Annotated in this window: 15 protein-coding genes; 6 read left to right on the top strand and 9 right to left on the bottom strand. The window is 59.4% G+C overall.

Going from position 1 to position 14,899, the window contains the following annotated elements; translation table 11 throughout:
* Positions 1-100 precede the first annotated feature (100 nt).
* Positions 101-571: a hypothetical protein gene (locus EVC45_RS38165; RefSeq protein ID WP_129963289.1), complete on the top strand. Its 471-nt coding sequence runs from the start codon at positions 101-103 to the stop codon at positions 569-571.
* 1,236 nt (positions 572-1,807) lie between these two features.
* Here the strand turns inward: EVC45_RS38165 and EVC45_RS38160 are convergent.
* The 6 genes from EVC45_RS38160 to EVC45_RS38135 form a co-directional block, all read right to left on the bottom strand.
* A complete protein-coding gene (locus EVC45_RS38160) occupies positions 1,808-2,257 on the bottom strand; it encodes an SET domain-containing protein (RefSeq protein WP_129963288.1) in 450 nt (149 codons plus the stop codon).
* Positions 2,258-2,617: 360 nt separating this feature from the next.
* Positions 2,618-2,887 carry a DUF1488 family protein gene (locus EVC45_RS38155; protein ID WP_129963287.1) on the bottom strand — a complete coding sequence of 90 codons (270 nt, stop codon included), beginning with the start codon at positions 2,885-2,887 and terminating at the stop codon, positions 2,618-2,620.
* Between the two features lie 152 nt (positions 2,888-3,039).
* On the bottom strand, positions 3,040-4,752 hold the full coding sequence (locus tag EVC45_RS38150) for a site-specific integrase (RefSeq protein ID WP_129963286.1): 1,713 nt from the start codon (positions 4,750-4,752) through the stop codon (positions 3,040-3,042).
* 98 nt (positions 4,753-4,850) lie between these two features.
* Positions 4,851-5,132, bottom strand: a complete 282-nt coding sequence (locus tag EVC45_RS38145; protein WP_248295420.1) for a hypothetical protein — start codon at positions 5,130-5,132, stop codon at positions 4,851-4,853.
* A gap of 425 nt (positions 5,133-5,557) precedes the next feature.
* Positions 5,558-5,764: a hypothetical protein gene (locus EVC45_RS38140; protein ID WP_248295419.1), complete on the bottom strand. Its 207-nt coding sequence runs from the start codon at positions 5,762-5,764 to the stop codon at positions 5,558-5,560.
* 217 nt (positions 5,765-5,981) lie between these two features.
* Positions 5,982-6,734, bottom strand: coding sequence for an SDR family NAD(P)-dependent oxidoreductase (locus tag EVC45_RS38135; RefSeq protein ID WP_129963284.1), 753 nt, complete (start codon positions 6,732-6,734; stop codon positions 5,982-5,984).
* A 118-nt stretch (positions 6,735-6,852) separates the two neighbouring features.
* On the opposite strand from EVC45_RS38135, the gene EVC45_RS38130 reads away from it, so the two are divergent.
* Positions 6,853-7,476, top strand: a complete 624-nt coding sequence (locus tag EVC45_RS38130) for a TetR/AcrR family transcriptional regulator (RefSeq protein WP_129963283.1) — start codon at positions 6,853-6,855, stop codon at positions 7,474-7,476.
* Between the two features lie 307 nt (positions 7,477-7,783).
* On the opposite strand, the gene EVC45_RS38125 is transcribed toward EVC45_RS38130, so the two are convergent.
* The 3 genes from EVC45_RS38125 to EVC45_RS38115 form a co-directional block, all read right to left on the bottom strand.
* Positions 7,784-9,151 (bottom strand): MFS transporter, encoded by a 1,368-nt coding sequence (locus tag EVC45_RS38125; protein WP_129963282.1) that lies wholly within the window; start codon positions 9,149-9,151, stop codon positions 7,784-7,786.
* Between the two features lie 8 nt (positions 9,152-9,159).
* Positions 9,160-9,738: a cysteine dioxygenase gene (locus EVC45_RS38120; RefSeq protein ID WP_129963281.1), complete on the bottom strand. Its 579-nt coding sequence runs from the start codon at positions 9,736-9,738 to the stop codon at positions 9,160-9,162.
* A gap of 174 nt (positions 9,739-9,912) precedes the next feature.
* Positions 9,913-10,830 carry a LysR family transcriptional regulator gene (locus EVC45_RS38115; protein ID WP_129963280.1) on the bottom strand — a complete coding sequence of 306 codons (918 nt, stop codon included), beginning with the start codon at positions 10,828-10,830 and terminating at the stop codon, positions 9,913-9,915.
* A gap of 234 nt (positions 10,831-11,064) precedes the next feature.
* Here EVC45_RS38115 and EVC45_RS38110 point away from each other — a divergent pair, with 234 nt between their 5' ends.
* From EVC45_RS38110 to EVC45_RS38095, 4 genes are all read left to right on the top strand, one after another.
* Positions 11,065-11,541, top strand: coding sequence for a PaaI family thioesterase (locus tag EVC45_RS38110; RefSeq protein ID WP_129963279.1), 477 nt, complete (start codon positions 11,065-11,067; stop codon positions 11,539-11,541).
* A gap of 147 nt (positions 11,542-11,688) precedes the next feature.
* Complete coding sequence (locus tag EVC45_RS38105) at positions 11,689-12,978, top strand: amino acid permease (RefSeq protein ID WP_248295418.1); 1,290 nt, start codon at positions 11,689-11,691, stop codon at positions 12,976-12,978.
* Between the two features lie 51 nt (positions 12,979-13,029).
* On the top strand, positions 13,030-14,256 hold the full coding sequence (locus EVC45_RS38100) for a MalY/PatB family protein (RefSeq protein ID WP_129963277.1): 1,227 nt from the start codon (positions 13,030-13,032) through the stop codon (positions 14,254-14,256).
* A gap of 142 nt (positions 14,257-14,398) precedes the next feature.
* A complete protein-coding gene (locus EVC45_RS38095; RefSeq protein ID WP_129963276.1) occupies positions 14,399-14,740 on the top strand; it encodes a carboxymuconolactone decarboxylase family protein in 342 nt (113 codons plus the stop codon).
* Positions 14,741-14,899 lie beyond the last annotated feature (159 nt).

Raw genomic sequence — 14,899 nt, 5'->3', positions numbered from 1 at the left:
TCCGGTTCGCGCCATCGTGGCGGCCGCCGACGCGATTTTGACGGGCATGGCTGTGGAGCATAGGCTAACAAACCCGAATGGCGGCTGCGGTGAGTGAATCATGCGAAATATCTTGATTTCTTCGGGCCTAGCGCTCGTACTGATCTTGTTGCCGGGCCGGGGCAGTGCAGACTCCGACGCAGAAACGTCCACCCGCGAACACCCCCTGTATTTGCATTGCTGGAAGGACGAGGAAGGCATCGGGGACGCCTGGGTTCATCGGAACGATCCTGTCGGTGAGGTTTGGGTCGTCAATGGGAGAGGTCATGCTGTTTTGGAGCTCAATCCCTATGACATACAGAACAGAACAAACACTTGGCGTATTACTGTTACGCCCTCTTCTATTTTCATTTTCTTTACCGAAGACCAGAAGTCTTTGATGATAATCAACCGGCAAGAAGGAAGTTATCATAGGACGCTACATTCTGAGAATAAACCGGATTGGGATGATTCGGGGCCCTGCAAGAAAATCTCGAAGGCGGATGCCGAGGCCTATTACTCCAAGTATGCCGTAAAAGGCCGGAAGTTTTGATGTAACACATACAGCGTTCGGCTCGTTCGGCTGGCCACTACGGCGATGTTTTCTCGCATCGATGCGTCTGTGGATTGCAGACGGTACTATAAACGCAAAAGTACCCATAAGAGCCGTTGCAGGCGGTACTGCAACTTCTGAGCGCCGCCGGCCCACACTTGGGCTGCGCCGGGGCAGGTTGCCTGCTAGGAGCCGCGTCCGCGGGCCCAGCCACGTACACAGCCCCAGACGAACACGAGCCATCAGGAGGGCTCAAGCGCACGGAAGCGCACTGGCTGGGCTGCGCTGCACCGGCGGGATCGGCGACTAGCGATAACGCAAGGATCGCACGCGCAACTGAAATAATTGCTTCCATATGATGTCGTCGATAAGACATGGCTCGGACTGATTGAACAATAAGAGTCAAGTCCATACCGATTGACAATACCAGACAAAACCTCAGCTTAGATCGCTCACACGCAAGTCAACCAGAGAAAGAACACGGCTTAAACGTTCTTTCTATCCAGCGCTCGCCGACGTCGCGAGCCGCGACGTCGGCTACCCTGTTCACACGCGCTAGCCGTCGCCGCTGTTTTGTGACGTGTCAGAGTCGCACCCTCCCGTGCCGCGAGGCAAGCAGATTGCTGCACATGGGCGTCATGTCTAAGCGAGAAAGCTATGGTTGTTGACGCCGATGTCGATTTGGTCCACGTGCCGAACTTCGTGTGATACGCCGCGAATGGATGTCGAATTGTTGCTCTCCGGGCGGGATGTATCGGAAACGATGGTTCAGTGCAATTCCGGCATAAGACTCGATCGGACGTCGGCATCGACAATGAATGACCGTTGCACCCACCTAGCTGCCGCTAAGAACGCGTGAGATCCAACGGCCGGTTCGGGTCGGGAGTGTGAGTTCGCTGATACAGGATGCTGCCGTTCGGCTGTTCGATGCTGCCAGCGTCAGCGATGCGCCGCACTGCCGACGTAGAACCCAGCCCGCCTCAATGACGGCTTCGGCCGAACTCTGCCCCTTCAGACGCGGGGTTGGATGACCGTAACGCCCCGGATAGCCGCCCTTGAAGCTGAATCATGCACGTGACGGCGGAGGGGAGGCCGCCTGTTGATCGGCGATACGCCAAACTATCGCAATCGGCCGCCCAGCTGTGCCGCGAGGAAGCCCTGCTCAGATATCGGCGTGCGCTGCGTCTGTACCAGACACCGGAGATCGCGCATCGGACCGTCTGCGCTGCAGCTGGATTACCCCGACGCAGCATTGCTGCCCAGCATGGTTCGACGACATCCGGATGCGCGGCAGTGGCACGTGTACTGGGTACGAAGCTCGTCGGTGACCGCGCCGTCGACTGACAGACCGTAGTCGATGAAGAGCTCCTGGCCGGGTGCGATAGCGGTGAGGGCATGAATGAACACCCGCTCGCCCGTCTCGATCGCTTCGCAGTTGGGGGAGCAGGCATGATGCAGAAAGCGGGCGCTGTTGCCACCACGGCTGCCGTCGATCACACGCCCATCTGACAGGCCGAACACAAACGTGTGGCCAACCTCGGAACGTTGGCGGGCGGCGGCGCGCCGCCAGCTGGTCAATTCCCCCTTGTACTCGATGACCCGTTCGCCTCCGGCAATCGGCTGTAGCGCGAACAGTCCCATTCCATGTACTGGAGAACGTCCTGCGGTGATGCGTCGCAATCGCATGGTGTCGTTTCCTTCGGGTGCGTCAGTCGTTGTGTGTGAAGTGTCGGGGCGTTGCGAGCATATCGCCGCAGTCGCTGCCTTTCAATGTCTTCCATTGAGAAGTGCAACTAACGGTCAGAGTCGTCCGACTTTGCACTCGGGCTTCGCCCCAAATACCAGCTGGCAAGAGGTGGCCACGCCGGGTTGCCGTCGCGGCGGGATGCATTTGATTCGCACCGGCTAGTACGAGTCCATCAAAGCGTCTTCACTTGTGAGCCGCGAACCCCGTCGCTCAACTAACTGCAGCTCAGTGACACGCGCTGTCGGAGTCGATTCCGGAATGTGAGCTGAAGGATGCACCACAGACAAAAAACCGGAGTCTCAGGGGCGCGAGAAATCCGCCGGCGTCAGCTCGAGTCGCGCTGCGGGATGGGCAAGCAACTTCCGTTCGGCGATCGCCCGGATGCGGCCGTAGCCATCGCGAAAGGTCTTGAGAATGCGCTCGTCGCCTGCGCGTGGCTCGAGCCAGAAATACGTTTCCAGCGCCGTGATCGTGATAACGCATTCGACCGGGCGGTTCTGGATGACCAGAGAAAATGTCACGCCGAGGCGACTGGCGAGCACCTGCGGTTCAAGTTCGACGGTTTCCATAGGCAGCACGGACGACGCTTCAGATCAGGTCACGATGATTTTTGCACAGGTTATGCATTTCGGGTTCGGGAGAAGTTGGCGGGTTGCAGATCATGGCGCGCCCCTTCGGACTGCGTGGAAGCCCGGGGTTCTCAACCCCGGTTGCGTCCTGACTACCGGCGTTTGCCACTGGCAAAAGCTTCCCCGATCTGCCGTGCCCGCTTCACCTCGTCGCTGTGCAGATAGATCGACGTCGTCGACACGGAAGCGTGCCGCAGATTGTCCCGCACGGTCGTCAGTTCCGCGCCGCGCCCGAGCGCATGGGTCGCGTGGGTATGGCGCATCCAGTGCGGACTCGCGCGGCGTAACTTCTCGGCAAGCGGCGGATGATCGGCTTCAATCGCCTGTGCGGCGAGCACGAAGAAGCGCCTGAGCACACCCCAGAGCCGCACGCTGCTGATGGACGCCTTGCTGTCCGCCTCGAGGCTGCCGATGACCGGCGTTTCCGGCCGCCAGCGAACCGGCAGGATCGGCAATTCGCGTTCGGCGAGATAACGAGCGAGGGCGTCCCACGCAAGCGGCGGCAGCGCGACGCGCGCGAGCTTCTTTCCCTTGCCCGTCACGCGTAACCAGTGATCGCCGCGCGCATCGGTCTCAATGTGTCCGAGCGTGGCGCCGACCAGTTCACTCGCACGCAGCCCCGTCGCGTAACCGAAATCGAGCAGGAAGCGCAGACGCTGGGCACCCGGCGCTGACCAGCGATATGACCACTCGAGTCCGTCGGCGATCGTGCGCACGAGTGCCCATTCGCCTTCGCTGAAAGCATGCGACGTGTCCAGCACGTTCACGCCGCTGGCTTCCCGCACCTTCACGCCGGCGAACGGATTCGCGAGCACGTAGCGCTGCTCGATCAGCCAGCGGAAGAGGGCGCCCAGGATCGACAGCGCATGCGCGACCGAGCGGGCCGACAGGCTGCCGTTGAACGGGCGCCAGTCCGGCGACGTGCGCGGCCGCACCGGTCCGACCCAGCGGGCACGCGGCGATGGGTGGCGCAGGAACGCGCGATACGCGATCGCATCTTCGGTCGTGAGTGAGGACAGCGCGCGGCCGCGCTCGACGATCGCCCACAGGATCAGGCGCTCCGCTTCCTTGCGGTAGGTGCGCTGCGTGGCGGGGGACTCGTGTAGCGCGAGCCAGGTCTGCACCGCTTCGTAATCGTTGTCGGCGTCGAGCGCGCAGGTGGCCTTCGGCGCACGGAATGTGCCCTGGGAGCCATCGACTTCATGCGGGATTTGCAGTGATTCCCACGGCACGAGTTCGCCCTGGCGGCTCGCGATGATCAGCGCCCGTGCCTTTTCCGTGAGGGCAGGCCACGCCGCGAAGAACTGCTCGATGGCGCGGGCGCAGGCTGCGCCGAGGCCGGGGACCGCTTTCCACCACTGGCGCCGGCGCGGCACGCGCACGGTCAGATCCGCGAGCGTCCGGATGCTGTGGGCATGCAGCACGCGCACGGCCCGCGCAGCGAACCATTGCGTGACGTCGTCGGTAATCTGCGGTTCGGGCGCCCGCGCGGTGCGCAGCAACTCGATGGCCTGAGCGACCGCCTTTGCGTGCCGTGTCCGCTCGTCCGCGGGATGAGCGAGGAGGGCAGCCAGATCGTCACGATGCGCGGTGCGCGCGATGGCCTGCAGCCTGCGCCGGAGGCGTCCGAGCAGGCCCCGCGCGGACCTGCCGTCGCCAAGCGACGCGGGCTGATAGCGCTCAACCGCCTCGCGCACGGGCAGTCCGGCGTACCACGCGCGCAGTACGGCGAGTTCGTCCGCGTCGGGGAATCCAGGCGGGTTGTCCAAGGGCGGGGAGAGTAGCGGGGTGTGACGCATTTTCATAACGCCAAGTTTAACGTAGAAATAGAGACGTTATGATAAGAAGGATTATCTAAATAGCGCAATTCGGTTTCACATTTCCAGGAAAAACACATGCCTTTTCATGAAACGTGCAGGAGCGACCGTGCCTGTTTGAGAAGCGCATGCGACGCGGCAAACTCGTTACGTCCAGCCATTGTTAGAGCGGCGTCACTGGTGCGCGCGAAGAGTTCGTCGTCGGACGTCTCGACCGCATTCAAACCGAGGTCAGGCTGGTCGAATTGGCGAAAGAACGCGAGCATTTCGAACGCATCAAGCCGCCCGTCTTGAGGACCAGCCTTGGCTAGAATTTCGGCGGCGGCTGCCAGTTGTCGGGAGGCTGCGAGGAATCTGGTGCGCTCCACGACGGTCTCCTTATTAGTCGCGGTTTGCCAATTCTTCTGAGAGTCTAGGCTCAGGTATTCAACTGCGCTAGCGAATCAGTGCGATTGCGCTACTGGGCCTACGTTGGTGAGTCCACAACGCTCAGGATAGGGCTGTCCTCGAGCGTCCGGGCGTTGTATCAGGAGAACCGCTGATCGTTGCCATGGATGTGCGACGGATTGCGACGGAAAATAAGTGGACCGGGGCGAACGGACGGCAGATGGCTCGCTGACACCGAGCAGCGCTGACATCATGACCTTCCTGCGACAAAATGCGCACCGTCAGCATGTCAAATGTATCTGTGCTTGTTTCAAACCGTAACCGTCAGCATTCGAATGCGAGACACCATGACGGGCGGGCCAACCTCTACAAGCAGTCGTCGGACAACCCTGTGAACGCCGCGTTCTCAGTCGTCGAACTCACCCGCCTCGAATGCTTCAGCGAAATCCGTGAGCCAGGTAGCGAAGTGATCGGTGTCGTAGGTTGCCGTCTTCCCGTTGGTGATCCGTGTTACGGAGACCCGCCGGCTCACCGCCTTCCTGGCGCTCGCCGGATGGCTGTCATTGTCCGTGATCCTGAAGTCACGTAGATCGAGTCCCCGGCTGGCCAGCACGGCTTTGACGTCTTCCTGTTCGTCCCATGAAAACTCGGTAAAGTCATGGACTGCCAGCCCTCCCGAAGGAGTGTATTTGATGCGCTCGTGACGAAGTCGATGGCTTTCCCGGGCGCCTCATTGTCGATGAGGCGCGTGAACCGCAGGTACAGCATGTCGCCGGCTGGCGTCGGCACAGCCACGACTCATCTATCCTTGTGGCGTTTTGCGGAGTACGTCACCAAGGCAGAGGACCATCAAAGTTCGAGAACGTGCCGGTCGGTCCATTCGCATCAAGGAGGGCCAGGCGAACGGGTTCTCGTGCCGCATCCTCAACCGACCCTGCGCCCTGTGCAAAGTTACTCATAGCGGTTGCAGTGAAGCCAGGACAGGCTGCGTTGACCTTGATGTTCGTGCCCTCCAGTTCAATGGCGAACGCTTGCGTGACCGAGTTGAGTGCGGTTTTCGAGGCCTGATAGACCCCGACGTACTGCCGGGAGAACTCCGACGGATTGTCCTTCAGGCTGAGGGAGCCCCCGGCACTCGAAATATTGACGATGCGTGCGGCCGGTGCCTTACGGAGGAGGGGCAACATTGCCTGCGTAACAGCAACAGCCCCGAACACGTTTGTCTCAAAGACGGCGCTCATATCGTCGACTGATACACGGCTCAGCTTATCGCCGTCCCTCATTGCTTCGATAGATGTCCCCGGCTTGATTGGTCGGGAGATCCCGGCGTTGTTGACCAGCACATCGAGACGTCCCACCGTCTCCTCGATCTGCCTGGCTGCATCCGCAATCGACTCCCGATCCGTCACATCGAGCTGGATGGCCTGGGCGTCTCCGCCGATGCTTCTTGCTGCCGCCACGCCGAGGTCCAGCCTGCGGGCTCCGACGAGCACCTTGAAACCTTTCGCCGCCAGATCCCTGGCGATCTGAAGGCCAATCCCTTTGTTTGCACCGGTAACGATTGCGACGGGTGTGCTCTGCATGTTTGCTCCGCTCAGAATGATGGGTGAAAGCGATTCGCTTACGGTAGAATGAAAACGGAACGTCGCTCCGGTTACTGACTATACGGAACAAGGTTCCGTATCGCAAGGGGAAAATGAATTGAGCAGCAAAACGAACAAGTCCGCGAACGAAAGTGCACCGCGCCCCGTGCGCGCTGACGCACGACGCAACATAGACACGCTCCTGCGAACAGCACTGGATGTTTTCGAAACCTCGGGAATCGATGCTCCTGTGCGTGAGATTGCGCAAAAGGCCGGGGTGGGCATCGGCACGATCTATCGCCACTTCCCGCAACGTTCCGACCTTGTGGTGGCTGCATTGTGCAGTGAGATGGACGCCTGCGCGGATACTGGCGTTGAACTTGCCGCCACGCTTGGCGCCGGAGAGGCGTTACTGGAATGGGTTGACCGCTATGTCGAGTTCGTGACGAAGAGGCGTGGTCTCGCTGCCGCCCTGAATTCTGGCGATCCAGCGCTCAAGGCTTTGCCCCTATATTTTTTGCAACGACTCCGTCCGGTCGTTCAGAGCCTCCTCGATACGGCGATAGCTGCAGGCGAGATTCGCCGAGGTGTCCAACCGGACGAGCTCTTGTGCGCAGTGGGCGCACTCTGTGCCCCACTCGAATGTCCCGACCCGCTTGATGCCCGGAGGTTGGTGAGTTTGTTTGTTGACGGCTTGCGCTACGGTGCGAGCCCGGAAGCATCTAGATCAGTATCGAAATGAGGCTTGGCGCGAAGAGATGGGGCGCTCGTTCGACGGGTGCCCGGAACTGGAGCCTGGCGTTCAGGCGCTCTCGTTGCGTACCTAAAGTGGCCCTTCTTGCGAAGCAGAAGGCGCGAGATACTGATAGCGCACCGTATTCATGTGCGAGATGAGTGATTCGACCTGCGCCTGATGATACGAGTAGCTAGTGCGCCGAATCTTGAGCAGCAGGTAGAGTGCGCCGTGGCCTACAGGAAGGTGTAGGGCGGCGATGTCCGGTTTCGTATGGTCCTTGTCATGGGGAACGCGGAAAGCGCGAGCCAGGTTGTCAGTCGTGGTCGGCTGGAGTCCTGACTGTGCGGGGCACGACTCCGGTTTGCTCATGCCCTGGTTCGACCAGATTGCTTGACAATTGCGCCAACGGCGCCTTTATCCGATTGAATCCACTTTCGGGGCACTGATCGCGTTCTGCCGGCATGGCGCGCCTACTTGCCACCGCCGCGCCAAGCAGCGCGATAACTGCCAGGGCTAGTGGCGCGAGCGACAGCCCGAGCACCGTGTTCCATCCGTAGGTGGCCAGCAGGTCGCCCGATAGGAACGAGCCGAAGGCCATCGTCCCGAACACGATGAAGTCATTGAGCGACTGCACACGCGCCTTTTCCTCGGGCTGATGGCATTCGAGCACGAGGGCTGACGCCCCTACAAAGCCGAAGTTCCAGCCCATGCCGAGCAGGATGAGCGTCAGCCAGAAGTGCGCCACATCGACGCCCAGCAAGCCGGTGGCCGCCGAAAGTGCAGTAAATGCCAGACCCGCCATAACGACCCGTTGAGCGCCGAAACGCGCGATCAGCCTCCCCGTGAAAAAGCCGGGCGCGTACATCGCGATGACGTGCCATTGAATCCCGAGGTTGGACGACTGCTGCGACAGTCCGCACATCCGCATCGCCAAAGGGGCGGCCGTCATGAGGAAATTCATCAGCAGGTACGAGACAACCGCGCAGATCACGGCAGTAACAAATCGAGGCTGTCGGACGATGACGCCGATCGGGCGACCTCCAGCAGTCTCTGCCACCGTAGGCTTGGGGAGGCGAACACCTTGCAGGACGAGCGCAGACAGGGCGCCCACTGCCGCTTGCGCCAAAAAGGTCGCCGCGAATGTGTACGGTGACCACAGATTCATGGTCCACGTGACTAGCTGGGGGCCGATTACCCCGGCGAAGACTCCACCTGCCATGACGAACGACAGCGCACGGGGGCGCCGCTCCAGCGGCACGCAATCCGCGGCTGCGAAGCGGAAGGAAAGCACCACGGCGGCGTAAGCGCCGCCGAAAAACGTCGCGACGCAAAAGAGCCACAACGAGCCCAGCATTACAGCCCAGCACGCGAGCAGGCCAGCCAGCCCGCCGCATGCGGTTCCCGCCATGAACGCGGTACGCCGCCCCCAGCGTTGGGCAATTGCCCCGGCCGGTAGCGAGGATGCCGCCATCCCTACCACAAAAATCGAGATTGGCAGGGTCGCCAAAGCATGACTGGGCGCGAGCGTGTTGCCAACGATAGCGCCAGTCGCATAGAAGACGGTCGAGTTTGCACCGGCGAGTGCCTGGGCAATCGTAAGCCTTGCGACATTGCCCCTGGCATGCGCGTATTCGGACAAAGAACGCCAGTCGCCGAGGGTACCCGGATTAACTTCCGACATTGGACGGATTACGCTGAAATCTCGGATTCGTTGGAATACCCGGAAATGAAGGCCTTCGGCGTGCTCGTTTCCGGCTCGAAGACATGGCGCGAGATCCTCCCAATATTGCCACCGTACACATGGATACTGATCGAGACGCGATCCTCGTACAGGTTGGAAACCCGATGTATGTCGCCAGTGCGCGGAGAAATGCTCTCGACTGTTCCTGGGCCGAGGTCTTCATCCCCGAGCGACCGCATGGGCAGGCCAGGCGAACCGACTTCGAAGGACTCCGCCCGCTCTCCACCCCTCAAGATACCGATCAGCGCCCAGACCGTATGATTGTGAATCGGCGTTTTCTGGCCCGGCCCCCATACGAAACTGACAACCGAGAAACGGTCTGCCGGATCGGCATGGAGCAGGTACTGCTGGTAGTACTGGGTATGGGGTTGCGCGTACTGTTCCGGAAGCCAGTCGTCACGACCGACAAGTTCGGCAAGCAGATCGCGCCCTCGACCGAGAATTCGAGCTTCGTCGCCCGGGAAGTCCTCGACAAGCAGCGTAAAGTCGCGCACGAAGTGATTGAAGCGAGCGGACGGAAGTGGCATCAGGTGTCTCCGGTAGTTAGACGTCAGCGCATCTGTCCCCGGGTACATCTGCTGACTTCATCGATCCAGGTGGTGAACCTGCGGGGTACACGGATTCTTGGCTCATCGTCCTTCACGAGCAATTGAATCTGATTTCAACCATTGGACCCGTCAGCCTCAGTGTGCCTGGTGGCGTCAACTGCGAGATGCAGGCTTGAGGCTCGCCTGATATCGACGCGTTTCCTGCCAGAAGGCGCGAGCGGCTGGCGAAAGACGGTTCTCGTTCAGGCATGCCAATCCGATGCGTCTTGACGTGCCCGGTGCAAGTGGGCGAAAGACCGTGCCGTCGTACCGATCCGGCAGGGCCAGTTTCGCGAGGACCGAGATGCCTTTCCCGCTGGCAACCAGCTCCAGGATGGACATCAGTTGCAGCAATTCGTAGGTCACCCGCGGGCGTAGTCCGTGTCTGGCAAACAGCCTGGTCACCAGGGCCTGCGAGCCTGCGCGGGTCAGGATGAACGGATCGGCCGTCATCTCCTTTAACGGCACGGTCTCCAGCTTTGCCAGAGGGTGTCCGGACGGCAAAACCGCGACAAGCTCATCAACGGCGAGCGTTTGCGAATCGAAGTCTGATTTCGGCAGCGTGACCGCCGCGAGTTCCAGACGGCGCTCGATCAGATCTCGTGACGTTTGTTCATCGGGCTTTTCGGTGACCACAACGTCAACGCCAGGATAGCGAGCCTTGAACCGCTCTATGAGCGGCGGAAGAACCCTTATCGTGGCGCTCGCGCCGAACGAGCCCAGGCGTAACAACCCGGTCTTCAGCTCCGCGCCGGCCAGTGCGGTTGCCTGGACCAGCTGGAGGGACGCGAAGACATCGCGAACATGCGGGAGAACGTGTTCGCCGGTATAGGTCAGGGCGATCCCCGATGCGTTGCGGTCGACCAGTTCCGTTCCAAGTGCGGTCTCCAACGCGCGCAAGGCGTGACTGGTCGCGGAGGGCGACATTCCCAGCTTTGCGCCAGCTCCTGCGATTCCGTCAGAAGAGGTGAGGGCCAGCAGAAGCTCGAGCTGCCGGAGAGTCGGTGAAGTTGTTCCTGTACGGCGTCCCATTGAATCAGATCTCAAGTTCGTGGCTGATCTATGAATCTTATTTATAGCGTCGCACCGCCGCAAGTCCGTACCGGCGTTTGGGGGGAGTCACTTCCTTAGTTGAACATGATTTCAATTGTTCTTGAAGAACATGAACCGTACGATTCGATCATGTGATGAAGCAGGGTGGACTGGGCGCCAGACGGGCAATTCCTTGCTGGCGGCAGGCATCTCATCCGACATGGAGGCGAACAGATGTCTACACGTGCAATACAAGATTCCTATCCCCCGGAGTTTGCACACTGCTACGGCTGTGGTACGGGCAATCCACACGGCCATCATCTCAAGAGCTATCTCATCGGGGACGAAACCGTCGCCAGGTTTACACCGGACCGTCGGTACACCGGCGGTGTTCCCGACCATGTGTATGGCGGGATGATTGCCTCGCTTCTGGATTGCCATGGCGCGGCATCGGCAGCCGCGTTCACCTGTCAGAAGGAAGCGCGGCATGCGGACGACAGCGCGCAGCCAGTAGTTCGTTTTGTGACAGCGTCTCTGAAGGTCGACTTCAGGCAGCCCACTCCACTCGGGACTGAGCTGGTGATCAAAGGCCGCCTTCGTTCACTGGAGGGGCGAAAGGCCTGGATAGATCTGACTCTGAGCGCGGGCGAGGTGACCTGCGCTGTCGGCGAGATGCTGGCGATTCGACTGCTGGACCACACGTGCTGTTGACCGGGATTCACCGCCCTGGCCCCATCAGAGTCAATGCGCGTCACCACAGCAGTTGAGGCGCCGAAACCCGCGATAACAAGAACGACAAAACGTACCAACGCCTTGTCGCGTTCGCGCGCCACGGTGTTCACATACAAGGAGACAAGCTTGAACACTTTCACTGAGTTGGAAATTTCCGCTGAATCTTTTGGCAGGGTACCGTTCACCCGATATGACATGGGATGGGTCATCCTATGCATTGGCATGGCAATTGGTTCGGGTATTGTGTTCCTGCCGGTGCAAGTTGGCATCACCGGTGTGTGGGTGTTTGCTGCATCAGTCATGGTCGCCTATCCAGCGATGTACATGATGCAAAAACTGTACTTGCAGACGCTATCCGAAAGTTCCGAATGTGAGAACTATGCCGGAATCATTACGCAGTATCTCGGTAAAAATTGGGGCATCTTTCTCGCGGTGGTGTATTTCTTCATGCTGGTAAAAGGAATGCTCGCCTATTCACTGGCGGTGACCTTCGACACAGCCAAATATCTACAGACCTACGGCATAACGAAGGGATTGCTCTCCGACAGCCCGCTTTTTTCGATGGCGCTACTTTGTGCTCTGGTGCTTATCGCCGCACAGGGGGAGAGGCTGATCATCAAGGTGTCCAGCCCGCTGGTGCTCTTCAAGCTCGGTGTCGTGGTGCTTTTGGGGGTAGTGATGATCCCGCATTGGGATGTCGCCATGAATCTGCCTTCGCTGCCAACGCTCAAACGGTTCGTGATCGACACCGTTCTGACAGCCCCGTTTACCTTGTTTTCAATCATGTTTGTGCAGATCCTGAGCCCGATGAACATCGCGTTTCGCAAGGTAGAGAAGGACCCGAGGATTGCCACTTATCGTGCATTTCGTGCCAATCGCGTCGCGTATGTCATCCTCGTAGTCGCGATACTGTTCTTCGCTACTTCATTTTCCTTTGTACTTTCGCACGACCAGGCTCTGTCGGCCAAAGCGCAGAATATCTCGGCACTGGCGCTGGCGGGCAGCGTCATCCCCGGAAATGGCGTACTGTACATGACTACTGCCCTCGATATTTTCGCGATAGTCACGGCCTTTCTCGGCATCTATCTGGGACTCGAGGAGGCGATCAAAGGGGTGGTGATGAATCTCGTCACACGCTTTATTCCGCATGAGCGTATCAATGTTCGTCTGGTATCTGTCGGAATCTGCGCATTCATCGTGATCGGCCTATGGGCATGGGTACAGACGCGATTTTCCATCATCCTGCTGCAGCAACTCGCGGCGCCGATTTACGGTATCGCGTCATTCTTCGTTCCTTGTTTGCTCGCGTATAAGGTACCTGCACTCAGGAAGTACCGCTCTCCGCGCGTGTGGTGCGTATTCGTATTTGGCATCATTTTGTGTTTGTCGCCAGTACTGAAAGCCATGGGCTACTGATACTACTGCGAACTCTGTTTGCGCAATGGATGATGAGAGGGGTGGAACGCGATGACGCAGGATGCGGGTGTGATCACGATCGGTAGGTCTCGATTTGACTTCGATACCGTAGTAGACCGCAGCGGCAGCAATTCCCTGAAATGGGGAGGACCGGTGGACGACACGATCCCAGTCAATGCGCTGGACAGGCCGTTACCCATGTGGGTGGCGGACATGGATTTTCGGTCTCCGCCCGCTGTGATCGATGCGCTGCACGATGCCGTCGCGCATGGCGTCTACGGCTATGCCGCCGGTCCAACGAAGAATTATCTGAATGCTGTGACTGGGTGGCAGCAGAGGCGTTTCGGCTGGGATGTGCCCCGAGAGTGGGTGGTGCCAGTGGCCAGCGTGATTGTCGCGCTCAAGACCATTCTGCAAGCGTTTTCACAGCCAGGCGACTCGGTGCTCATCCAGCCGCCGGTCTATTCGCACTTTCACCATGACGTGATGGTCAATGGTCGCCACCCGACCCCGGCGCCCCTGCAGTTCGACGGTGAGCGCTACCGTTTCGACGCAGCGGTGTTCGAAGCCGCGATTCGCGACAACACGAGGATCTTTGTCCTCTCCAATCCGCACAATCCGACGGGCAACGTGTGGACCGAAGAGGAGCTATGGACCATGGGCGAGATCTGCCTGAAACACGGGGTTCTTGTGATAGCTGATGAAATTCATTGCGACTTCGTACTGGCTCAAGGGAGAAAGCACACTCCTTTTGCCTCGTTGGATCGTCGGTTCGCTCACAACAGCATCACATGTACGTCTGCGAGCAAGACGTTCAATCTCGCTGGCCTGCAGTGCGGCAATATGTTCATTGCCGATAAGGTCAAGCGCGACGAAGTCATGCGGACCATCGAGAGGAATCACAACGCCCGCATCAATCTGCTCGGCATGGTCGCTACGGAAGCCGCGTTCACGTATGGAGACGACTGGGTGGACGAACTGGTGGCTTACGTCGCGCGGAACCAGCGGCACTTTGCCGAGCGCATCAACGCGTTGGGCGAGGGCCTGAAGGTGATCGACATGGATTCGCTCTATCTGGCCTGGATTGACTGCCGAGGGCTCGACATGACGCCTGATGCACTCGACGAATTCCTGCTCGCCAACGCGCGCGTGTGGCTGGACAAGGGTCCCAAATTCGGCATTGAAGGGCACGGATTTATGCGTGCCAATCTCGGCTGCCCACGCCAGACAGTGGACCTGGCGATCGAGCGGATTTCCAGGGCGCTCGCACGGCGTTGAGGACCGATGCCAGGCGCTTCGCGGACGCGTTTTTGCCTATGCGTTGTCCCTGCTTCGACGTTTTTTTAGTCGTGTGTTTTTAGTAGTTTCAGAGTGTTTTTCTCGTAAGTTTTTCTAAACGCGGTATTTAAAGGAGTAGAAAATGATCAACGATTGGGCTGAACTTCTCTCGAACCAACGTGCTGCTGGTGCAAATCTCTCCAAGGCAAACCCGCCGGTCGTCAAGGCGTTCTTTGGTTTGAACGAGTCGCTGAATGAAGGAAAGGCGCTTGATCTCAAGACTCGCGAACTGATTGCGTTGGCTGTGGCGGTCACCACGCGATGCGAGGGGTGCCTCGCTTCCCATGCCGCGGCTGCCCAGAAAGCAGGAGCAACCAAACAGGAAGTTGCAGAGGCACTCGGAACCGCGATTGCACTCAATGCCGGGGCTGCCTTTGTCTATTCCGCACGGGCGCTGGAAGCATTTGATCAGTTTGGCAACTGATCTGGAACATCTGACGGTGATATCGCATGAAATCTGACCCGATGATGGCACTGTCCGGCATCAAGGTCCTCGATCTTTCGCGTGTATCGGCTCCGGTTGTCTGGACAAGCTTTTGCAGCTCAGGCGGCCAGCTTCATCAGCCTTTCCTGACGGGCTTCG

This window comes from Paraburkholderia sp. UYCP14C (assembly GCF_004197395.1).
Classification (GTDB): Bacteria; Pseudomonadota; Gammaproteobacteria; order Burkholderiales; family Burkholderiaceae; genus Paraburkholderia.
Note: the sequence above shows the minus strand (reverse complement) of the source record. Positions and strands in the feature narration are given on the sequence as shown.